The organism is Pseudomonas sp. NPDC099000 (assembly GCF_044759925.1).
In the GTDB taxonomy this organism is placed as follows: Bacteria; Pseudomonadota; Gammaproteobacteria; order Pseudomonadales; family Pseudomonadaceae; genus Aquipseudomonas.
Genome location: NZ_JBIWAF010000017.1, coordinates 80367 through 102152 on the forward strand (window position 1 = coordinate 80367; position 21786 = coordinate 102152).

Here is a 21786-nt window from a genome sequence, read left to right on the forward strand (position 1 = left end):
ATGCAATGAATTCTCCTCACATGGATTACAGCCTCGCGCCGCGTGCCAGCGGCCCGGTGTCTTGGCTGGAAACGCTGTTGGTCACCGGCGCGGCGATCGGCCTGGGTTTGTGGCTGACCCCGCAAGACCCGTTGCAAATGCACGCCGGTTTCCCCTGGCCGGTGCTGGCGCCGCTGCTGTTGGGCGTGCGTTATGGTTTCGTGCGCGGCTTGCTCAGCGCCAGCCTGTTGGTGGCGGCACTGTTTGCGCTGCGCTATATCGGGCATGAAGCCTACGCGCAGCTGGATCCGTCGTTCATTGTCGGCGTGCTGGTCAGCGGCATGCTGGTGGGCGAGGTTCGCGATCTGTGGGAACGGCGCTTGCAGCGTCTGCAGATGGCCAACGATTACCGCCAGTATCGACTCGACGAATTCACCCGAGCGCACCAGATTCTGCGGGTCTCCCACGACCTGCTGGAGCAGCGCGTAGCGGGCAGCGATCAAAGTTTGCGCAGCTCCTTGCTGGGCTTGCGCGACAAATTGCGGGTGATGCCGGACGAAGGCGATGCCCTGGCCGCCCTGGCCGACCCGATCGTGGCCATGCTTGGTCAGTACGGCGCGTTGCGCGTGGCCGGGTTGTATCGCGTCGATGAGCGCGAAGAAAACGTGTTGCCCGAAGCCTTGGCGACCATCGGCGTCATGGGGCCGTTGGGCACCGAAGACGGTCTGGTCAAGCTGTGCCTGGAGCGCGGAGAACTGGTCAGCGTGCGTCAGGAGCTGATTGATGCCGGCAGCTCGGCGCAGTTCTCGTCGTTGCAGGCGTGCATTCCGCTGATCGATGCCGAAGGTCGTTTGCTGGCGATCCTGGCGGTGCGGCAGATGCCGTTCTTCGCGTTCCAGGATCGCACCCTGAGCCTGCTGGCGTTGCTCGCCGGGCACATCGCCGACCTGCTGCGCCGCGACCCGCAAGTGCTGCAACTGGCCGATGCCGATGCGCAGCAGTTCACCCTGCAACTCAAGCGTTCGCTGGTGGATGTCGAGCAGCACAAACTGGCGGCCGGTCTTTTCGCCTTTGAAATGACCCGTCCCAACGATGAGTTGTCGCGTCTGTTCGAACGCAGCCAGCGTGGCCTCGACCTGCAATTGCCGTTGCGTAACAACCGCGATCATCAGCTGTTGCTGGTGCTGTTGCCGTTGACCAGTCCGCAAGGCACCGAAGGTTATCTGGCGCGGATGAACCTGATGCTGCACGAACACTTTGGCATCGAAAGCAGCCTCGACAGCCTCGGCGTGCGCGTGTTGCCGTTCAACCTGGAGCCTGGCTGTGAACGCAACGGGCTGCGTAATTTCCTGTTCAACGAGTGTGGCCTGAATGATCAGCAAGTGGCTGTTTAGCGGAGCCTTGTTGTTAGAGGCGGGCAGTTGGGCCAGCTTATGGCTCGCGGCGCCCGAGTTACAACAATTGCTGGTGTTCACCCTCAGCCACGGTTTGGCGTGCGTGATGTTGTGCGCGGCCGTGTGGCTGTTGCTGCCGGCGCGCTACCGTTCGCCGCTGCCGTGGAGCCCGCTGTTTATCTTCAGCCTGGCGTTCTTCGTGCCGGTGCTCGGTGCGGTCGGCGTGGTGGCGGCGATCTTCCCGGCGCTGTACCTGCCGCGCAAACGCGACAAGCAAGCGTGGCAAGCCGTTGGCATTCCGAGCCTGCCGTACCGGGCGCAGTTGCAATCGCACTCGCCGATCTTTGCCGATGGTGGTTTGCAGGACGTGTTGCGTCATGCGCCGGACCCGGATCAGCGTCTGGCCGCCCTGTTGGCGACACGCCGCATGCCCGGCAAAGAAGCGGTTCCGATCCTCAAACTGGCCCTCGGTGATCCGAGTGACGATGTGCGCCTGCTCGCGTATTCGATGCTCGACAAGCAGGAAAGCGACATCAACCTGCACATCCAGATCGCGCTCGGCGAATTGGCCGGTGCCACTGCCAAAGCGGCGGGTGCGCTGCACGGCCGACTGGCGCGCTGGTATTGGGAGCTGGCGTATCTGGGTCTGGCGCAAGGCAGTGTGCTCGATCACGTGCTCACCCAGGCCAGCGAACATGCCGAGCAAGGCTTGAAAGCGGGCGAGGGCGGTGAGCTGTTTTTGCTGGCCGGGCGCATCGCGCTGGAACGTGGTGACGTCGAGCGTGCCGAAGTGCTGCTCAGTCAGGCGCAAGAGAACGGCATGGGCGCTGCACAAGTGCTGCCATTCCGCGCCGAGTTGGCCTTCGAGGCCGGTCGTTACCACGAAATTCCCGGACTGCTCGCACGCCTTCCCGAGGAAACCCGTCAGCGGCCGCCGTTCGCCGCATTGGTCAGGAGCTGGACATGAGTCACAAGGAACAGGCACCGGTTGCCGACATCTGTCTGCTGCTCGAAGGCACCTGGCCTTACGTGCGCGGCGGCGTTTCCAGCTGGATTCACCAGATGATCCTCGGCCTGCCGGAACTGACCTTTTCGGTGATGTTCATCGGCGGCCAGCGCCAGGCCTATCCGGCCCGGCGCTACGAAGTGCCGGCGAACGTGCTGCACATCGAAGAAGTGTTCCTCGAAGATGCGACCCATCCAACCGACAGACTGGTGGTGCCTCGCGAGGCCGACGAACAGCAATTGCAGGATTTGTATCGCTTCCTGCATCACCCGGATGCGCCGGACCCAGCCCTGGGCGAACGCTTGCTCGACTGCATCGCCCAGGGCCGCATGACCCTCGACGACGTGCTGCGCAGCCGCGCCAGTTGGGAGTCGTTGAGCGAAGGTTATCGCCAGCATTGCGCCGACCCGTCCTTCGTCAATTATTTCTGGACCCTGCGCGCGATGCAGTCGCCGTTGCTGATGCTCGCCGAAGCCGCGCAACGGATGCCGAAAGCGCGGGTGCTGCATTCGATTTCCACGGGGTATGCGGGCTTTCTGGGTTGCATCCTCAAGCAGCGCTGGAACTGCACTTACTTGCTCAGCGAGCACGGGATCTACACCAAGGAACGCAAGATCGACCTGGCCCAGGCCAGCTGGATCGCCGAGAGTTCCGGCCAGGCGCTGAACCGCAGCCTCGATGCCGGCTCAGGTTACATCCGTACCTTGTGGGTCCGCTTCTTCGAGCGCATCGGCCAGCTGACGTACAACAGCGCCGACAACATCATCGCGCTCTACGACGGCAACCGTCAGCGGCAGATCAAGGACGGCGCCCTTGCGGCCCGCACCCAAGTCATTCCGAACGGCATCGACCTGCCGGTATGGACCGCAGCGCTGGAATCCCGCGCCCACGGCATCGCGCCCGTGGTCGGTTTGATCGGCCGTGTGGTGCCGATCAAGGACGTGAAAACCTTTCTGCGGGCGATGCGCGGCGTAATCAGCGCCATGCCGCACGCCGAAGGCTGGATTGTCGGCCCGGAAGAGGAAGACCCGGAATACGTCAGCGAATGCCGCAGCCTGATGGCCAGCCTGGGCCTGGAGGGCAAGGTGCATTTCCTTGGCTTCCAGCGCATCCAGGACATCCTGCCGAAACTCGGCCTGATGGTGCTGACCTCGATCAGTGAAGCGCAGCCGCTGGTGATCCTCGAAGCCTGGGCCGCCGGTACGCCGGTGGTCAGCAGCGACGTGGGGTCGTGTCGCGAGTTGATCGAAGGCGGCAGCGCCGAAGACCGTGACCTCGGCCACGCCGGCAAAGTGGTGGCGATTGCCGATCCACAAGCCACGTGCGCCGCGATCCTTGAACTGTTGCGCAGCCCGCGACGCTGGCAGGCCGCCCAGGCCAGCGGCTTGTTGCGGGTTACTCGTTATTACACCGAAGCCTTGATGCTGCAGCGTTACCGCGACCTGTATCAAGCCGCCATGGAGAACAGCTAAATGGCCGGTATTGGCTTTGAACTGCGAAAAATCCTTTCCCGCGATTCCTATACGGCGACCTTGCACGCCTACGTCTACGCCGGGTTGATCAGCTCCGGACCGTGGGTGTTGTCGATCATCAGCGTGATGCTGGTGGGCATCATCAGCATCGGCCTGCTGCTGCCGAACATGCTGGTCGGCCAGTTCCTGGTGACGGTGACGTACCTGATGGCCACCTCGTTGATCCTGACGGGCGGCTTGCAGTTGTTCTTCACCCGCTTCGTCTCCGACCGCTTGTTCGAGCACAAGTACGATCAGATCCTGCCCAACCTGTTGGGCGTGTTGTTGCTGGTCACGCTCGGCGCCGGGTTGCTGGGCATTGTCGTGTTGGGCTTGCTGTTCGACGAGCCGCTGATTTACCGCGTGCTGGTGTTGGCGAACTTCGTGGTGCTGTGCAACTTGTGGCTGGTGATCATCTTCCTCTCGGGGATGAAGGCCTATAACCGCATTCTGCTGGTGATGCTGGTGGGGTACACGCTGATGGTCGCGAGCGCCTATCTGCTGAGCTTTTTGCAGATGCCGGGCTTGCTGCTGGCGCTGTTGATCGGGCACAGCACGCTGCTGTTTCTGTTCCTCTACGACATCCTGCGCGAGTACCGCGCCGAGAAACTGATCGCCTTCGATTTCCTCGATCGGCGCAACGTTTTCCTCAGCCTGCTGGCCACCGGTTTCTTCTACAACCTGGGGATCTGGATCGACAAATTCCTGTTCTGGTTCAACCCCGGCACCTCCAACGAAATCGTCGGCCCGCTGCGCGCTTCGATCCTTTACGACTTGCCGATCTTCCTCGCGTATCTGGCGATCATCCCCGGCATGGCGGTGTTTCTGGTGCGCATCGAGACCGACTTTGCCGAGTGGTACGACCGACTGTTCCGGGCGATCCGCGAGGGCGAAACCCTGCAGCACATCGGGCAGCTGAAAACCGAAATGACCTTGTCGATCCGCCAGGGTCTGCTGGAAATCTGCAAGGTCCAGGGGCTGACGGCGGTGCTGTTGTTCCTGTTCGCGCCGCGCCTGCTGGACTGGCTGGGCATCTCCAGTTACTACCTGCCGCTGTTCTACATCGACCTGATCGGTGTGAGCATTCAAGTGGTGTTCATGGCGTTGCTCAACGTGTTCTTCTACCTCGACAAACGTACCGTGGTGCTTGAACTGTGTGTGTTGTTTGCGGTGTTGAACGCGATGCTGACGCTGTTCAGCATGTACCTGGGGCCAAGCTTCTTCGGGTACGGGTTTACGCTGTCGTTGTTGATTTGTGTATTGCTGGGTTTACACAGGCTTTCGACGGCGCTGGAAGATTTGGAGTACGACACCTTCATGTTGTCTCGCTGACGTTACGGTCGGACAAAAAAGGCACTGGCGATGACCGCCAGTGCCTTTTTTTTCGTCCGACTGACGTCACTTGTGAGTCGAATTTACGCTGCTAGGCTTGTTCAGTCGGTCCATTCCGGCATGCCCAACATCTGCTTCAGACTGTAGAACGTTGTACGCGGGAATCCATGTTTTTCTACTGGAGGTTTTCCCATGAGACTGCAGCTATTCAACGCAGCGATCATTGTCGCCAGCATAGCGGCCACCGGCTCGTCTCTCGCCGGTGAAGCATCGCCCACATCCGCTTCACAACCCGAAAAGACACAAGCCGCCAGCGCGGTAAAACAGGAGATCAAGCTTACCCGCATCACCCCCGAGTATTGGCGCGTTACCTTCCACAATCCGCCGTACAACATCTACGGCCCCGAGACCATGCCGCAGCTGAACGAGGTCGTCACGGCTATCGAGACCGATCCGAAGGTGGTGGTCGTGGTCTTCGACAGCGACGTCCCGGACTTCTTCCTCACCCACTACGACTTCGTCCCGCCGCTGACCGACACCACCAGCCTGCCCAACGGCCCGACCGGCCTCCCGCCATTGCCCGACATGCTGGTTCGTTTGAGCAAAGCGCCGGTGGTCTCGATTGTGTCGATTCGTGGTCGTGCCACCGGTGTCGGCAGCGAACTGGCGCTAGCCAGCGACATGCGCTTCGCCAGCCGCGAAAAAGCCATCCTCTCGCAATGGGAAATCGGCGCCGCCCTGGTGCCCGGCGGTGGCCCGATGGCGCGCCTGCCACGGCTGATGGGTCGTGGGCGCGCGCTGGAAGTGCTGCTCACCGGCAACGACATCAATGGCGAACTCGCCGAGCGTTATGGCTACGTCAATCGCGCGCTGCCCGACGCCGAACTCGATAAATTCGTCGACACCATGGCCCGGCGCATCGCCCGGTTCGACAAGCAGTCGATCACCGACATCAAACGCCTGGTCGACGCCGCCAGCCTGCCACCGAACGAAGCCATCGCCGCCGAATGGGAGGGTTTCATCGGCTCGGTCAAACGCCCGGCAGCGCAGCAACGCATCACCCAACTGATGGAGCTTGGCCTGCAGAAAAAAGCCGACGTCGAAAAACGCCTGGCGCACTACACCGGCACCTTGGGCGAGGCCTCGAAATAACCTCGCGGTTGTTCAATCCTGATCAGGAGTCACTGTCATGAGTGCAGCACTGGAAACGGTTCTCTACACCGCCAAAACCCACACCGTCGGCGGCCGCACCGGCACCGGCAAATCCAGCGACGGCGAGCTGGACGTCAAATTCAGCTCACCGGGATCGGGCAAGCCCGGCACCAATCCGGAGCAACTGTTTGCACTGGGCTATTCAGCGTGTTTCATCGGCGCGATACAGGTCGCGGCGGGCAAGATGAAGATCAAATTGCCGGAAGACACGTCGGTGGATGCCGAAGTGGATCTGGGTAAAACCGCCAGGGGGGACTTTCAATTGGCGGTCAGGTTGAACGTCAACTTTCCCGGGCTGGAGGAGGGCGTGAAACGGGAACTGGCCGACGCGGCGCATCAGCTCTGCCCGTATTCGCGGATGACGCGGGGGCATGTGTCGGTGGATTTGAAAGTGCTTTAACTCCCAGCCACGCACCGGATTGCTTTTGTAGGAGTGAGCCTGCTCGCGATAGCGATTGTTCATTCAACATGGATGTCGACTGATGCACCGTCATCGCGGGCAGGCTCGCTCCCACAATGGATCAGCTGTGCGACTAAGTTTTCGGCACTTCAACGTTATCGAGCATCCGATTCACCGCCAATTCCGCCAGCATTACCACCTGCTGGATCGCCATCGCTCTATGTCTATGCGGGCCCTCCAAATACCCGGCAAAATCACTCGCCATCACACTGGCCTGGGCCAGCGATTCACAGGTATGGGCCAACAGGTCTTCGTCCTTCAAATCCGGCGCAACGAAAAACATCGTGCTCGGTTTGCGGGAAACGGGGGATTTCAGGGCGGAGGGATTGAGGTAGTGATCGAGCGCGCGGTCGGCGGCGTCGTGGAGTTTTTTGGAATCGAGGGATTCGTAGGGGGAAACGTCGTCCGGGGCGGGCGGGTTTGGGGTTTCTTTGATCATGGCAATCGTCCTTTTAAGTCATTGGAGCTGCCACTCTTCCGATTCCACTCGAATAGGTGGCAGCTGTGCGCGGGGTGGAAAAACCGAGATAAACGGACAAAACCCGGCAGACCCGAAGGTCTCCCACGCACAGCCGCCATAACTTGAACCTGCGGCCGAAAAAAAGCGCCACAGTATGCCATGGGGGCATGTTTGTTTATCTTCGGGTTTCCACACCCGATCGCTGATGTGCAGCGACCCCCAAAGACTATCTACTCAGCTTCCTACCCGACAACCGCCGGGACTTGTCGGAAACCTCCCCGAAAATCACAGCGTTTGTAGGATCAGGGCGAGATTTTTTGTTTAAGAAAACGCCTTCAATCCCGGCGGTTTCCTACAAGACCAGAATCTAGTTCGAAGCCCCAACCCCAAACTTCAACCCACCCCAATTCCAACCCTTCGACTGCTTCGTATAGCAGCCAGCCTGATTCTTGGGCTCGGCATCACAGGTAATCCGCCCTTTCTTGTTGGTGTCGGTGGTGCGGTCGTTGTAGTGCGCACAACCGGACGTCAGGAACAGGGTAAACGCGACACCCAGTGCTTTGAATTTCATGGCGGCATCCTTGCGGGTAGATCGCCAGCATAGGCCTGTTGTGTTTAACCACAAATCCCCAACCCCCAGATGCAACAAAACCCGCACTTGGCGGGTTTTGTCTTGCTTCGTATTTGGTGGAGCCGGGGGGATTTGAACCCCCGTCCGCCAGTACTCCGCTGTCGGTACTACATGCGTAGCCGTTTCTATTAAGTTAACCCTCAGCGACCCGAAGGGCAGGGTGCTTTGGGCGAGTTGTGTAAGTTTTAGCCGCTTCGTCCACAACGTACTGCACGGCGATTCTGTTCTATATGACAATCACTTTGGGTTTACAGACATCCCCTGGTGATTGCTGGACCCGAAGGTACCAGAAGCTCAGGATCTAAAGCTGCTTACGCAGCGAGAGAGAATTCCTGGCCGTAGGTTTCGTCATTGGCAACTATAAGTAGTTGCAACAGTGGATTTACGAGTTCTGTTACCAACTCGGCATGCACCTAAAGTTTCGCAACCGGCGTCGAATCCTAAACGGCCCCGAGCCTGTTGCTCTGTGAATCAAAGTGAGCAACAAGCCTGCGCAGTGTACGCCAACACGCGGGAGAAGGCCAACCCGAAGGTTAGTCACCACAGATTATGGCGTGGTTTGGTTGCTCAGGTTGTTAGCGAGGGCTAATCCCTGAGTGGCCTCGGTGGCGCATTTCTTGTCGTCCCCGGAGGCTTTTGAAGCTTCGGCGCTGGCCAACAGTCTTTTGATCTCCATTGTGGTGTTGTCGGAGCTCGCCGGCAGTGAACTCACTTTGTTTTTGAGTTCCTGCAGCTTGCTCGTACAAAGGTCGTTGTCCGCAGCAAATACGGGAGAGGCCAACATTGCAGCAGAAATGAACAGACCAGCGAGTGCGGTACGTTTCATGGATATCTCCTTGTACTGATGGTCTCGGTGCTGCCGTATGAGCAGGCGGCTCGGCCGAGGTCGCAACATAAGCCACGATTGATGGGGCCTACTTAAAAGACTGCGACATTGCACCGGAATTCGGTTTTCGCAAAAAAGGCTATGAGAAAACTGTTCTATAGAAGCAATGGCAGTAAATATAGGCGGGATTACGACGAAAATCCTGTAGGAGCGAGGCTTGCCCGCGAAGAATCCACCGCGGTTTTTCACGTATTACGCGTCATCGTTCTTCGCGGGCAAGCCTCGCTCCCACAGAGTGATGCATTACCAATGCCCCCGATGCAACAAAACCCGCACTTGGCGGGTTTTGGTTCACTTTGAATCTTGCTAAGCAACAAGCCTGCGCGGTGTACACCAACAAGGCCCAGAAGGCCAACCCGAAGGCTGGCCTTTGCGGGGACTATTGTTTGCCACCGTCACTTAACTTCTGAATTTCCTGAATGGTCTGGTTAGTCTCGGCGATGCAATCATCAGTCCCTTTCTTTGTACCCAAGGCGTGATCGTCTTTGGCTTTTTTGACGGAGGCCGCCACCTGTTCAGTCATCTCCGGAGGAATCTGTGTCTTGGCATTTTCGATGGTTTTCAAGTTGACCGCACAGAGGTCTTCGGCGGCAAACGAGGTGGACGCCATCAGCGAGGCAGTAACGAACAGACCTAACAGTACAGAACGTTTCATGTTTATCTCCTTGAACTGAGGGTCCAGGCATTGCTGGCCGTCAGGACGGGCTGCCGAGTTTGGGTAAAAGCCCGGTACGTCCGGGCTTATTCTGTGGACTACGCCAGCGCATCAGGGTTCTATTTTTCTTGCATGACCCTCGCCTGCGTTACCCGATCCACCAGATAGACCAGCCCGTGGTAGTCAATTCCCCCGTGCTGCGTCAAACCGATCTCACAAGTGCGGCTGGTAGAAATCCCCTCGCTGCACTGCTGCACCGCATCCTTCAATGTCCTTAAAGAATGAGCATTCAACTCCGGCGTGGTGAAGCCTTTGTCGCCAGCGAATCCACAACAGTGAATGCCCTCGGGAATGACCACGTTGTTGCTGCATTTGCGCGCCAGGTCGATCAGCGCCTGGCTCTCGCCAAGGTGCTGGGTGCTGCAGGTGACATGCACGGCGATCGGCGCTTCCTGCGGTGTGAAATCCAGGCGATCCATCAAGTGGGTGCGGATGAATCGCACCGGGTCGTACAGGTCCAGTCGAACTTCGCCCAGATCCTGAACCAGCCGTAGCGTACAAGGACTGGTGTCGCAATAGATCGGATCGAGCCCACCACGACTGGCGTGCAGCAACGCGCCGATCAGTTCCTGGCGTTTGTGTTCGGCCTGTTCGGCGTAACCTTTTGACGCGAACGGCTGGCCACAGCAGAGGCTGTCCTGGTTGTCCGGAAAGACGACCTGGTAACCGGCCTTTTCCAGCAGCCCACGGGTTTTGTCGTACAGCGACATCTGCTCTTTATCACCCGCCGCCGGTCCCATGACCCGCGAGACGCACGCTGCCAGATACACCACCCGAGGGCGCTCATCCGACACGACCGGGCTGAAGCGAATGGCTTTTTCCGGCTGCGGCATGGCGTTGGTCCATTGCGGGACCTGACCTTTGGACAACTTGGTCAACGTCGCCGAAATCTTCGCCAGTCGCGGTGCCCCCAGCAGCATCCGCGCGCCGTTGGCGACATGCAGGGTGAAGCGCGCACCTTGCAGCGCGGTGGCGAAATTTCCTTCAAGCCAGTTGGCGGTTTTCGTATGCGTCGCCTTGCGGCTGCGAAGCTTTTTCACCAGCTCGCCGGTGTTGATGCCTACAGGGCAACGCTGCGCACACAAACCGGTGGCGGCGCAGGTGTCGATGCCTTGGTATTCGTAGGCAGCTTCAAGTTCGGAGGTGTCGACGCCTGCGCGCTTCTTCGCCTGAATGTCCCGCCAGATCACGATGCGCTGGCGCGGGCTCAGGGTCAGGCCTTTCGACGGGCAGACCGGTTCGCAGAAGCCGCACTCGATGCACTTATCCACAATCTCGTCGGCGGCCGGCAGCGGTTTCAGGTGCTTGAGGTGGATCTGCGGGTCTTCGCTGAGCACCACGTCCGGGTTGAGAATGCCGTTGGGATCGAGCAGCCGTTTGAGTTGCCACATCAGTTGATAAGCATCGCTGCCCCATTCCAGCTCGACGAAGGGCGCCATGTTGCGGCCGGTGCCGTGTTCGGCTTTCAGCGAACCACCGAACTCCACTGCCACCAACTGCGCCACGTTGTCCATGAACGCCTCGTAGCGTGCGACTTCTTCCGGATTGTTGAAGCCTTGGGTGAAGACGAAGTGCAGATTGCCTTCCAGGGCGTGTCCGAAAAGGATCGCTTCGTCGTAGTGATGTTTGTCGAACAGCTCGATCAGGCGGTTCACACCGATGGCCAGTTGTTCCACCGGGAAGGTCACGTCTTCGATGATCACCGTGGTGCCGGTTTTGCGCACAGCGCCGACGGCAGGGAAAGTGTCTTTGCGGATCGCCCAGAGCCGAGCGTTTTCCACTGGATCCTCGGTGAAGTCGACTTGTTTTTCCACCGGGAACGAGGTCAACGACGCCATGATGTGCGCCAATTGTTCCTGTAGCAAAGTGGACGAGGCGGCGCGGGATTCAATCAACAGCGCGCAGGCATTGTTCGACAGCTGTTGTACGAAAGCGGGCATGCCGGGTTTGTCCTGCACCGAACGCAGGCTGCGACGGTCCAGTAACTCCACGGCCGACACCGGTTGGCTTTTCAGCACGGTGACGGCGTTGCAGCAGGTTTCCACGTCCGGGAACACGATCAGCGCCGAAGCCTTGTTCGGGTGGTCGATGACCGTGTCGTAGGTCACTGCGCTGATGAAGCCGAGCGTGCCTTCGGAGCCCACCAGCAAGTGGCTCAAGATATCCACAGGCTCGTCGAAATCCACCAGCGCATTGAGTGACAGGCCGGTGGTATTTTTCAGACGGTATTTGTGGCGGATTCTCGCGGCCAATTCGGCATTGGCGCGGGTCTCGCGGCCCAAGGTTGCCAGACGCTCGAGCAGCGAAGCATGGCTCTGGCGGAACGCCGCCACACTTGCCGCATCTTCGGTATCGAGACGGCTGCCGTCGGCCAGCACCAGACGAATACCGGCCAGCGTGTGGTAGGTGTTCTGCGCCGTGCCGCAGCACATGCCGCTGGCGTTGTTGGCGACGATGCCGCCGATTTTGCAGGCGTTGATCGAGGCCGGGTCGGGGCCGATCTTGCGTCCGAACGGTGCCAGCCAGGCGTTGGCCTGCGCGCCGATCACACCCGGTTGCAGACGGATTTGCGTACCTTGGCCGCGGATTTCGCGACCGTTCCAGTTATCCCCAAGCACGATCAGCACCGAATCGCTGATGGCCTGGCCGGACAGGCTGGTGCCGGCGGCGCGGAAGGTCACCGGGACCTGATCCCGTTGCGCCAGTTTGAGCAACGCGACCACTTCGTCTTCGGACTCGACACGGATGACCAATTTCGGAATCAGCCGGTAGAAACTGGCGTCGGTGCCGAAGGCCAATGTCGACAGCGGATCGTCGAAACGTCGCTCTTGAGGGATCAGTTGCTGCGCATCTCGCAGGAAAGCCGCGGGTAGACTCATTGGTCCTCCAGAATCAAAACCACCAGGTCTTTCGGGCCGTGCGCGCCGTAGGCCAGAACTTGCTCGATGTCAGCGGTTTTCGACGGGCCGGACACCAGCAGGGCGTTGGTGGGCATGCCTTGGGCCCAGTTGAATTCCTGCTGGACCTGATAGAAATTGTCGCGGATTTCACTGGCTTTGAGCAGGGCGAAATGCACCGGCGGTACCAGGCTCATCAAGCGCGGTTCTTCCCGCGTCGGCCAGAGAATCAGGCTACCTGTCGCGGCGATTGCACCGAGGGTGGTGGTCAGGCTGGCCGGGGTGTCGTTGAACAGCTCGGCTTTCCACTCTTCAACCGGGCGGTCGTAGGACTTGAGTGTCGGCAGACCTGGATTGTTCGCCCAGTGTTGAGTGACACGTTGACCGTGAGGCGTAGTCGGCGCGATCAACAGGCTCGGCAATTGGCGGTCCCGCAGCAACTGAGCAAGCAATGAAGGCCAGCCCTCGCCGGAGGTCAGGTGGATTTCGGTGTGCACCGCTTCCATCAGTTTGCGCAGTTGCGGGATACGTTGCTCGGCGGTGTAGGTGTAAGGCACAGTCACCAGTTCGACGTCGAACTCGTCGGACACGGGTGTGGTACCGGTCAGACTTTTCCGTAACTTGGCGAGGATATTTTGCTTGGCGCTCATCAACGATCTCCCTGTTTGGCCAGATGCTCGCGGGCCATGTCATGCAGTGAGCGGGCAGCGGGTTTCGGTGCGCTGTGGTTTTGCGTCCACGGGCCAACATTACTCGGTGCCAGGGCGCGCAGCCGTGTGGCGAAAAAGCCGAACAGACGATACAGCGTAGGCGAGCTGTTGAGTCTGGCCCAAGCGTTCCAGATAAAACGTTCCTTGCGCGAATACTTGCTGCCCTGGCCGCGCATGACTTGATGCTGACTGTCCGGGGCTTTGACGTTCTCTTCCCGCAGGCGACGCAGCAGTGCAGGGATCGGAATTTTTACCGGGCACACTTCACCGCAGGCGCCACACAATGACGAAGCACTCGGATGGTCCGGGACTTTCGCCAGGCCGACCATGTGCGGGGTGATGATTTTTCCGATAGGCCCCGGGTAAACCTCCCCATAGGCGTGACCGCCGATTCGGGTGTAGACCGGGCAATGATTCATACAAGCGCCGCAGCGAATGCAGTTCAGGGTCTGGCGCAATTCGCTGTCGGCGAAGGCCTGGCTGCGACCGTTGTCGAGCAGGACCAGATGCACTTCTTGCGGGCCGTCGAGTTCAAGTTCCTTGCGCGGGCCGGAGATCATGTTGACGTAGGTGGTGATCGGTTGGCCGAGGGCCGAGCGAGTCAGCAGCGACAAGAGTGGCACCACGTCGCGCAGGTTTTCCACGACTTTTTCGATGCCAGTGACGGCGATGTGTACCGGCGGCACCGTGGTGGTCATGCGGCCGTTGCCTTCGTTTTCCACCAGCAGCAAGGTGCCGGTTTCCGCCACGGCGAAGTTGACGCCGGAGACGCCGATGTCCGCTTCGAAGAATTTCTGCCGCAAGACTTTGCGACCGATCTGAATGAGTTGGTCAACGTCCTTGGTGTACTCCACGCCAAGTTTGTCGTGGAACAAGGACGCGACCTGACCGGCGTTCTTGTGGATCGCCGGCATAATAATGTGTGAAGGCTTCTCGTGGTCGAGCTGGACGATGTACTCGCCCATGTCCGATTCCAGGCATTCAATGCCCTGTTCAGCGAGGAGGTGATTCATCTCCATCTCTTCGCTGACCATCGATTTGCCCTTGATCACTTGCCGCCCCTCGTGAGCGCGGATGATCGATAAGACGATGCCATTGGCTTCGTCCACCGTTTCCGCCCAGTGCACTGTCACACCGTTGCGGGTCAGGTTCTGTTCAAGCTGCTCGAGCAGGTCGGGCAGCTTGGATAACGCTCGGGCGCGGACAGCATTGCCCAGCGCGCGCAAATGTTCTCTTTCGTGGGCATCGCTGAAGGACGCTGCCCGTTTGGTCATCAGAGAGTCCATCGCAGTGCGAAAGTTATTTCGCAGCTGCTTGTCACCCAATGCCTTGTGGGCCCGGGTGCGAAAATCTTCTTCCACGGCAACCGTAGGAATAATCGCGGAAGCGTTCATAGAACACCTCCGGTTCGCTGCCAAAGGAAACTGGCCAGGTGTTGGCCGCGCAACGCTTCCTTCTGTTTCTCAAGCGAGCCGTTGATGTTCATCAGGCAACCGCAATCGGCACTGAGTACCTTGTGTGCGCCGGATTCCTTCAACGACCGGGTCTTGTCAGCCACCATCGCGCCGGAAATGTCTGGCATACGGACGCTGAAAGTCCCACCGAAGCCACAGCATTCACTTTCGTGGCTATGGTCGACTCGCTCCACATTGCTCAGTTGCGACAACAACGCGCGACCGTGCAGGTGGGTGTTCATCTCACGACGTGCCGAACACGAGGTGTGCAACGCCACTTTTACCGGCGCACCGCTGTCCTTGAGCTGCACTTTGCAGACAAACAGCAGGAACTCGGCCAGTTCATACGTCCGGGCCGCCAGTGCCTGAACCTGCTTCAACGTCTGCGGTTCATCCTTGAACAAGTCGGCGTAGTGTTCACGCAACATCCCGGCACAGGATCCCGACGGAACCACCACCGGGTAATCCCCGGCGAACAGCGCCAGTTGCGAGCGCGCCACGGTCCTTGCCTGCTCGGTGTAACCCGAGGTGTAGGCCGGTTGTCCGCAGCAGCTTTGCCCTTGCGGGTACTCGACACGAATACCTTCGCGTTCCAGCAAGTGGATCGCATCCATCCCGGCTTCCGGGTAGAACAAGTCCACCACACAGGTCCCGAACAGGTAGACCCGTGCCGGTTTCTCGCTGGGGTATTGCCGAGGCTCGGGCAGTGGCGGGGCGACGCGGGTCGCATTCGGCACGGCATTGTAAAAAAGCTCGCTCATCAGGCGTGTCTCCGGGTGGGCCCGGTTATCCGTCTGTTGAGGCTGCTGAATATAGAGAGGGAAGCTTTCAGCAGCCTTACAGACCGGGTTGTGAATAGCTGACGCCGGAATCGTCGTCCGGCGTCGGTTTTTTCGATGCTGCTTGTAGGTCTTAGTGCACCAGCATGCCGGTGAGCCAGTAGGCCTGGACGTAGGTGATCAGGCCGACGATCGTTGCAAAGAACAGGCTGTGCTTGAGGGTGAAGCGGAACAGATCCGATTCCTTGCCCACCAGGCCGGTCGCGGCGCAGGCCACGGCGATCGATTGCGGCGAGATCATCTTGCCGGTCACGCCGCCGCTGGTGTTGGCCGCTACCAGCAGCACATCGCTCACGCCGATCTGGTGCGCGGTGGTCGCTTGCAACGAACTGAACAGCGCGTTGGATGAGGTATCGGAACCGGTCAGGAACACGCCCAGCCAGCCGAGGAACGGCGAGAAGAACGGGAACGCCGCGCCGGTGCCTGCCAATACCAGTGCCATGGTCGAAGACATGCCCGAGTAGTTGGTGACGAAGGCAAATGCCAAGACCATGCCGATGGACAGAATCGGCCAGCGCAGTTCGTAGAAGGTCTCTTTAAAAGTGGTCAGACCAGTTTTGAAATTGATCTTAAGTACCAGCATCGAGATCAGTGCGGAGAAGAAAATCGCCGTGCCGGTCGCGGAAATCGGGTCGAGCTTGAACACCGCTGGAATGGCGGTTGGCGCAGTCACGATCGGTGCGACCTTGATCACCATTTGGTCCAGGTGCGGAATCGCGAAGTTGAACACCCAGCTGTACATCGAACCGCCGGCGGCAAACATGGCCTTGAACGGTTTCAGGGTCCAGATGGTGACCAGCACGGTGAGAATCAGGAACGGCGACCAGGCTTTGACGATTTCGAACAGGCTGTAAGGCGACGCCACGCTGGTGCGCGGCTGGCCGAAACCACCGGCGCTGGCGGTCACCACCGAGGCCGAGACGGCGCCGACGATGTGTTGGCCTGCGGCGCGCTTTGGCTGCCAGACTTTCAGGAACAGCGTCAGGGAAATCAGGCTGGCCAGGGCCGAGGTGATGTCCGGCAGTTCCGGGCCGATGAAGTTCGACGTGAAATATTGGGTGATGGCGAAGCTCAATCCGGCCACCAGTGCTGCCGGCCAGGTTTCGCGAACGCCGCGCAGGCCATCCATCATGAACACCAGCCAGAACGGCACGAACAGCGACAGCAGCGGCAGTTGGCGGCCGGTCATGGCGCCGATCTTGAACGCGTCGATGCCGGTCACTTGCCCGGCCACGATGATCGGAATCCCCAGAGCACCGAAGGCGACTGGCGCGGTGTTGGCGATCAGGCACAGGCCTGCGGCGTACAGCGGGTTGAAGCCGAGCCCTACCAGCAATGCGGCAGTAATCGCTACCGGCGCACCGAAACCGGCGGCACCTTCCAGGAATGCACCGAAGCAGAAGCCGATCAGCAGAACCTGCAAACGCTGGTCGTCGGTGATCGACAGGACCGAGCTGCGGATCACTTCAAACTGGCCACTCTTGACCGTCAGTTTGTAGAGGAACACGGCTGCGACAATGATCCAGGCAATCGGCCACAGACCGTAGGCAAAGCCATAACCTGCGGCGGCGAAGGCCATGTCGACCGGCATCTGGAAGGCAAAGATTGCAACGGCGATGGACAACGCCAGGGTGATGCTGCCGGCCACATGGCCTTTGAGGCGGAACACCGCCAACGCCAGGAAGAAAAACACGATGGGGATAACGGCCGCGAGCGCGGAGACGCCAAGGCTGCCGAGCGGGGTATAGAGCTGTTGCCAGGTTTGCATATGGGGTGGCCCCTAATTGTTGTTGGTCAAGCACTGGTCAGCGTTCTTGGATAATTGGTAATACCAATTTACAATCGCTGTTGGCTAGGGTAAAAGCCTTGTATGCGGTGTGTCAATTTGTCGCCCTAAAACTTTTGTCGAATAAGCGCTGTGGCGCGTGCTTGATCCGCTTTAACAAATGCCGTCTGGTAGGTGCTGGCACAGCGCCGATAGGCCAGAATAGAGAGCCCGGCGAGCCGTCGGGACCGTGGAGAATTGAGTTATGGGGTTTGATCAGATTCGTCAGCGCCGTTTGTCTGACGATATTGTCGAGCAGCTTGAGGGCATGATCCTCGAAGGCACGTTGAAGTCTGGTGAACGCTTGCCGGCCGAACGCGCGCTGGCCGAGCAGTTCGGGGTGTCACGCCCTTCGTTGCGCGAGGCGATTCAGAAACTGGCGGCCAAGGGGTTGCTGGTCAGTCGCCAGGGGGGCGGCAATTATGTGGTGGAGTCGCTGGGTTCGACCTTCAGCGATCCGCTGTTGCATCTGTTGGAAAGCAACCCGGAAGCCCAGCGCGATCTGCTGGAGTTTCGCCATACGCTGGAAGCGTCCTGCGCCTATTACGCGGCACTGCGCGCCACGGATGTTGATCGCGAGCGACTGACGGCGGCTTTCAATGAATTACAGGACTGCTATACGCGTCACGACGAGGTAAGTCGGGCGGAAGAGGGGGCGGCGGATGCGAAATTCCACCTGGCAATTGCTGAAGCCAGTCACAACGCTGTGTTGCTGCACACCATTCGTGGGCTGTTCGATCTGCTCAAGCGCAACGTGGTGACCAACATTGGCGGCATGTACAAGCAGCGCACGGAAACCCGCGACATGCTGATCACGCAGCACCGGGAGTTGTACCTGGCGATTATCGAGGGGCGGGCCGAGCAGGCGCGGGAAGTCTCCAGCCGACACATTTTGTATGTGCAGGAAGTGCTGGAAGAGGTGCGTCAGGAAGTGCAGCGCGTGGCCCGGGCGGAGCGGCGCAAGGGGATGTAGCCAGTCAGTTTTGTATCGTTTTTGCGATTGCATTCGCGGGCAAGCCTCGCTCCTACAGATTCCGGAATTGCCACAAAATGTTGGCATTCACAAATTCTGTAGGAGCGAGGCTTGCCCGCGAAAGCGATCTTAAGGCTAAGGAATTATTCTTCCTTGCCCTTGTTTCGCACAGCGCGCTGCAACTCGCGACCAGCATCGCGTTCGCGTTCGGTATCACGCTTGTCGTATTCCTTCTTGCCCTTGCCCAGAGCGATCTCGCACTTGACCATGTGCTTGCTCCAGTACCAGGACAGGCACACGCAGGCGTAACCTTTTTGCTGCACAGCGGCGGCCAGCTTTTCCAGCTCGCGGCGGTTGAGCAGCAATTTGCGGGTGCGGGTCGGATCGGCGATGACGTGGGTGCTGGCGGTCATCAGCGGCGTAATGTGGCTGCCGAGCAGCCAGGCTTCGCCATCCTTGAGCAGCACGTAACTGTCAACCAGTTGCAGCTTGCTTGCCCGCAGACTTTTTACTTCCCAGCCGGCCAGGACCAGACCAGCCTCGAACTTATGTTCGATGAAGTAATCGTGTCGCGCCTTTTTGTTTTGCGCGATGGTCCCTGTTGGGTGTTTCTTCTGTTTAGCCATAGGGGCGGCATTATAGGGAGTTGCACGCAAGTCGGCTACGGTATCGCTACGTGCTTGAGCAGGTTGATTGAATCCCGGACAATGCGGCCTCTTTTTTGAACGCTTGGGCGTGATAACGATGTCGACAGACAAGGTTTCTGTCCACGGCAGTTGGGCTAGCCGCTGGGTCTTCATACTCGCCGCGACCGGTTCGGCCGTGGGCCTGGGTAGTATCTGGAAATTCCCGTACATGGTCGGCGTCTATGGCGGCGGCGCCTTCGTGCTGATGTTCCTGGCCTGTATCGCGCTGATCGGTGTGCCGGTCATGCTGGCCGAAACCCTGATTGGCCGCCGCGCGCGGCAGAGCCCGGCCAACGCCTTGAAGGTGCTGGCGGTGGAAGCGGGGCATTCGGGCAAGTGGTCCTGGGGCGCGTTCGCCGGGATGATCACTGCGTTACTGATCCTGTCTTTCTATAGCGTGGTCGGCGGCTGGTCGCTGGATTACATCATCGACATGGGCCGTGGCGACTTCCAGGGGGCAACGCCCGATCAGGTCGGCGCGTACTTTGGCAATGTGATCGCCGATCCGTGGCGTCTGACACTTTGGCACACGATTTTCATGCTGCTTTCGGCTGTGGTGATCGCCAAGGGTGTGGTTGCCGGGCTGGAGCGCAGCCTGCGAATCATGATGCCGCTGCTCTTTGTAATGATTCTGGTGCTGCTGGGCTACAGCATGACCACCGGGCATTTCATGGAAGGCGTGCATTTCATGTTCGACTTTCACCCGGAAAAAGTCCTCGACGGCTTGTTGCCGGCCATGGGGCACGCGTTTTTCTCCCTGAGCGTGGGCGTTGGTTCGATCATGATCTACGGCGCCTACATGCCGAAGAGCTCTTCGATTTCCGGCACCATCGTAGGCGTGGCGTTGCTCGATACCTTCGTTTCGCTGGTGGCCGGTCTGGCATTGTTTCCGATTGTGTTCGCGGCGGGATTGAACCCGAGCGAAGGCCCGGGCCTGATGTTTGTCAGCCTGCCATTTGCCTTTGGTAACGTAGCGTTCGGCCAGTTGATGGGCGTAGTGTTCTTCGTACTGGTCGCGGTGGCGGCCTGGAGTTCGGCGATTTCCCTCCTTGAGCCAATGGTGGCTTACCTGGTTGAGCGCACGAAAATCAGCCGTGCCTGGGTGACCTTTTGGCTGGCATTTATCTGCTGGTTCGTGGGCCTGGGTACGGTGTTTTCCTTCAATATCTGGAAGGAAGCCAAATTTTTCGTGAACGAAGGCGGGATGTTCCATCTCTATCAATGGGGTGCGGCCAGTGGCCTGGACTTCTTTGGCGTGATCGACTTCTTCACGTCGCGGATCATGTTGCCACTCGGTGGTTTGTGTTTCGTGGTGTTTGCGGGCTGGGTGATGGGGCGTGAAGCGGTGCGCGACGAATTGTCGATGCGCAACCCTGCGTTGTTCGCCCTGTCCTTGTTCTTGATGCGCTATGTGGCGCCCCTCGGCATTCTCGTAGTGTTTGCCGCACAGCTGTGGAAGTGACGCTGACATGACGACACACATTCAACGTTCGGCTCTGCTGCCCTATCCGGCGCAAGCGCTTTATGACCTGGTCAACGACGTGGCGCGTTACCCGGAATTTCTGCCGTGGTGCTCCACCGCCGAAGTGCTGGAAAGCACGCCCGAGCACATGCGTGCCAGCGTCGGCGTGGCCAAGGGTGGTTTGAGTCAGCATTTCGTCACCAGAAACACGTTGGTGCACGGCCATTCGATCGAGATGAACCTCGAAGAAGGCCCGTTCAATCAATTGCATGGCGTCTGGGTGTTCAAGCCGTTGGGCGAGAAAGCCTGCAAAATCAGCCTGGACCTGTCGTTCGATTATGCCGGGCCGATTGTCCGCGCGACCTTGGGGCCGTTGTTCAATCAGGCGGCGAATACGCTGGTAGATGCCTTCTGCCAGCGCGCCAAACAAATGCATGGTTGAGTCGATGGTTGACGTCGAGGTGGTGTATGCCGCTGTTGATCGTCAGGTGCTGCTCTCGGTGACGGTGCTGGCGGGAACGACAGTACGCGCGGCTTTGCTGGCGTCAGGTGTTGGCGAGGCTTTTGCGGAGCTGGATCTGGCCAGTTGTCCGGTAGGAATCTTCGGTAAAGTGATCGCTGATGCTGACAGTCGACCTGTCCAGGCGGGTGATCGCATCGAGATTTACCGGCCATTGCTGGCGGATCCGAAAGAAGTTCGTCGGCTGCGTGCCGCCAAGGCCGCCGAGGCCAAAGCCCGGAATCAGTGAGCCGCCCAAGTGCCAGACAATAAAAAACCCGGACATGCCGGGTTTTTTATTGCGTCGCAAATTATTGCGGCGAGGTTTCCAGCGGTTCTGGCGTCGGGACCGGAACGGTTTCTACACCGTCTACGTCCTTCTGGATCTGGTCCAGCAACGAACCTGGCTTGACCGGTTTTTCCGGTTTCGGCTTCTCGGTGTTTTCTGCAGGGGCGGTCACGTTTGTGTCGCTGTCCTTGCCGAGAATGGCTTCGTCGCGGCTCACGCCTGGCATGAAATCACCAGAGAGGCTGACAAGTTGGTCATTTGGGTTGAAGATAACGCTAATGCGTTCCTGTTGGCGTTCACCGCCACCCGGTTGCAGGCTGTACAGATAATCCCAGCGATCGGCATGGAACGTGTCGGTCAGCAGGGGGTTGCCCATGATAAACCGTACTTGCTTACGGGTCATTCCCGGGCGTAACTGGTTTATCATGTCCTGCGTGACGACATTGCCCTGCTGGATGTCGATTTTGTAAACCCCGGGGAATGAACAACCGGCGAGTGCGAGCAGTCCACAAAGGTGAAACTGGTTAGCAAGTGCATGGTTGTTTGCCTCGGTTGGGGACATACAC

20 protein-coding genes, 1 other RNA gene and 1 pseudogene are annotated in these 21786 nt (G+C 59.3%); 10 read left to right on the forward strand and 12 right to left on the reverse strand.

The window, feature by feature from the left end; genetic code table 11:
- Window positions 1-5 precede the first annotated feature (5 nt).
- The 6 genes from ACIQV9_RS19485 (at window position 6) to ACIQV9_RS19510 (ending at window position 6834) form a co-directional block, all read left to right on the forward strand.
- A complete protein-coding gene (locus ACIQV9_RS19485) occupies window positions 6-1373 on the forward strand; it encodes a PelD GGDEF domain-containing protein (RefSeq protein ID WP_403104603.1) in 1368 nt (455 codons plus the stop codon).
- Entirely contained in the window at window positions 1351-2340 is a 990-nt protein-coding gene (locus ACIQV9_RS19490; RefSeq protein WP_403104605.1) for a HEAT repeat domain-containing protein, read from the forward strand. The genes ACIQV9_RS19485 and ACIQV9_RS19490 overlap by 23 nt, the downstream gene beginning before the upstream one ends.
- A complete protein-coding gene (gene pelF / locus ACIQV9_RS19495) occupies window positions 2337-3851 on the forward strand; it encodes a GT4 family glycosyltransferase PelF (protein WP_403104607.1) in 1515 nt (504 codons plus the stop codon). The genes ACIQV9_RS19490 and pelF overlap by 4 nt, the downstream gene beginning before the upstream one ends.
- Complete coding sequence (pelG, locus tag ACIQV9_RS19500; RefSeq protein ID WP_403104609.1) at window positions 3852-5222, forward strand: exopolysaccharide Pel transporter PelG; 1371 nt, start codon at window positions 3852-3854, stop codon at window positions 5220-5222.
- A gap of 192 nt (window positions 5223-5414) precedes the next feature.
- Complete coding sequence (locus tag ACIQV9_RS19505) at window positions 5415-6374, forward strand: enoyl-CoA hydratase/isomerase family protein (protein ID WP_403104611.1); 960 nt, start codon at window positions 5415-5417, stop codon at window positions 6372-6374.
- Between the two features lie 37 nt (window positions 6375-6411).
- Entirely contained in the window at window positions 6412-6834 is a 423-nt protein-coding gene (locus ACIQV9_RS19510; protein ID WP_403104612.1) for an organic hydroperoxide resistance protein, read from the forward strand.
- A gap of 133 nt (window positions 6835-6967) precedes the next feature.
- Here ACIQV9_RS19510 and ACIQV9_RS19515 read toward each other — a convergent pair whose 3' ends face one another.
- From ACIQV9_RS19515 to ACIQV9_RS19560, 10 genes are all read right to left on the reverse strand, one after another.
- A complete protein-coding gene (locus ACIQV9_RS19515; RefSeq protein WP_403104614.1) occupies window positions 6968-7333 on the reverse strand; it encodes a DUF6124 family protein in 366 nt (121 codons plus the stop codon).
- 388 nt (window positions 7334-7721) lie between these two features.
- Window positions 7722-7925, reverse strand: a complete 204-nt coding sequence (locus ACIQV9_RS19520; protein ID WP_403104616.1) for a hypothetical protein — start codon at window positions 7923-7925, stop codon at window positions 7722-7724.
- A 114-nt stretch (window positions 7926-8039) separates the two neighbouring features.
- Window positions 8040-8437: a transfer-messenger RNA gene (ssrA, locus tag ACIQV9_RS19525) on the reverse strand.
- 95 nt (window positions 8438-8532) lie between these two features.
- On the reverse strand, window positions 8533-8811 hold the full coding sequence (locus ACIQV9_RS19530) for a hypothetical protein (protein ID WP_403104618.1): 279 nt from the start codon (window positions 8809-8811) through the stop codon (window positions 8533-8535).
- Between the two features lie 439 nt (window positions 8812-9250).
- Window positions 9251-9526: a hypothetical protein gene (locus tag ACIQV9_RS19535; RefSeq protein ID WP_403104620.1), complete on the reverse strand. Its 276-nt coding sequence runs from the start codon at window positions 9524-9526 to the stop codon at window positions 9251-9253.
- 119 nt (window positions 9527-9645) lie between these two features.
- Entirely contained in the window at window positions 9646-12465 is a 2820-nt protein-coding gene (locus ACIQV9_RS19540; protein WP_403104622.1) for an FAD-binding and (Fe-S)-binding domain-containing protein, read from the reverse strand.
- A complete protein-coding gene (locus tag ACIQV9_RS19545; RefSeq protein WP_403104624.1) occupies window positions 12462-13133 on the reverse strand; it encodes a lactate utilization protein C in 672 nt (223 codons plus the stop codon). Before ACIQV9_RS19545 ends, ACIQV9_RS19540 begins: the two co-directional genes overlap by 4 nt.
- The gene (locus ACIQV9_RS19550) at window positions 13133-14587 is read right to left on the reverse strand and encodes a LutB/LldF family L-lactate oxidation iron-sulfur protein (RefSeq protein WP_403104626.1); all 1455 of its coding nucleotides are present in this window, start codon (window positions 14585-14587) and stop codon (window positions 13133-13135) included. The genes ACIQV9_RS19545 and ACIQV9_RS19550 overlap by 1 nt, the downstream gene beginning before the upstream one ends.
- Window positions 14584-15408: a (Fe-S)-binding protein gene (locus ACIQV9_RS19555; protein ID WP_403104628.1), complete on the reverse strand. Its 825-nt coding sequence runs from the start codon at window positions 15406-15408 to the stop codon at window positions 14584-14586. The genes ACIQV9_RS19550 and ACIQV9_RS19555 overlap by 4 nt, the downstream gene beginning before the upstream one ends.
- A 151-nt stretch (window positions 15409-15559) precedes the next feature.
- Complete coding sequence (locus ACIQV9_RS19560) at window positions 15560-17254, reverse strand: lactate permease LctP family transporter (RefSeq protein ID WP_403104630.1); 1695 nt, start codon at window positions 17252-17254, stop codon at window positions 15560-15562.
- A gap of 262 nt (window positions 17255-17516) precedes the next feature.
- Between ACIQV9_RS19560 and ACIQV9_RS19565 the strand changes: the two genes are divergently transcribed.
- Window positions 17517-18284, forward strand: a complete 768-nt coding sequence (locus ACIQV9_RS19565; RefSeq protein WP_403104632.1) for a GntR family transcriptional regulator — start codon at window positions 17517-17519, stop codon at window positions 18282-18284.
- Window positions 18285-18427: 143 nt separating this feature from the next.
- On the opposite strand, the gene smpB is transcribed toward ACIQV9_RS19565, so the two are convergent.
- Window positions 18428-18910, reverse strand: coding sequence for an SsrA-binding protein SmpB (smpB, locus tag ACIQV9_RS19570; RefSeq protein ID WP_109627898.1), 483 nt, complete (start codon window positions 18908-18910; stop codon window positions 18428-18430).
- Between the two features lie 118 nt (window positions 18911-19028).
- On the opposite strand from smpB, the gene ACIQV9_RS19575 reads away from it, so the two are divergent.
- The 3 genes from ACIQV9_RS19575 to ACIQV9_RS19585 are packed head-to-tail and all read left to right on the forward strand — an operon-like array spanning window position 19029 to window position 21181.
- Entirely contained in the window at window positions 19029-20432 is a 1404-nt protein-coding gene (locus tag ACIQV9_RS19575) for a sodium-dependent transporter (RefSeq protein WP_403104634.1), read from the forward strand.
- A 7-nt stretch (window positions 20433-20439) separates the two neighbouring features.
- Window positions 20440-20874 carry a type II toxin-antitoxin system RatA family toxin gene (locus tag ACIQV9_RS19580; RefSeq protein ID WP_403104636.1) on the forward strand — a complete coding sequence of 145 codons (435 nt, stop codon included), beginning with the start codon at window positions 20440-20442 and terminating at the stop codon, window positions 20872-20874.
- Window positions 20867-21181, forward strand: a complete 315-nt coding sequence (locus ACIQV9_RS19585) for an RnfH family protein (RefSeq protein ID WP_403104638.1) — start codon at window positions 20867-20869, stop codon at window positions 21179-21181. Before ACIQV9_RS19580 ends, ACIQV9_RS19585 begins: the two co-directional genes overlap by 8 nt.
- A gap of 61 nt (window positions 21182-21242) precedes the next feature.
- Here the strand turns inward: ACIQV9_RS19585 and ACIQV9_RS19590 are convergent.
- Window positions 21243-21757, reverse strand: a pseudogene (locus ACIQV9_RS19590) (outer membrane protein assembly factor BamE).
- Window positions 21758-21786: the final 29 nt, after the last annotated feature.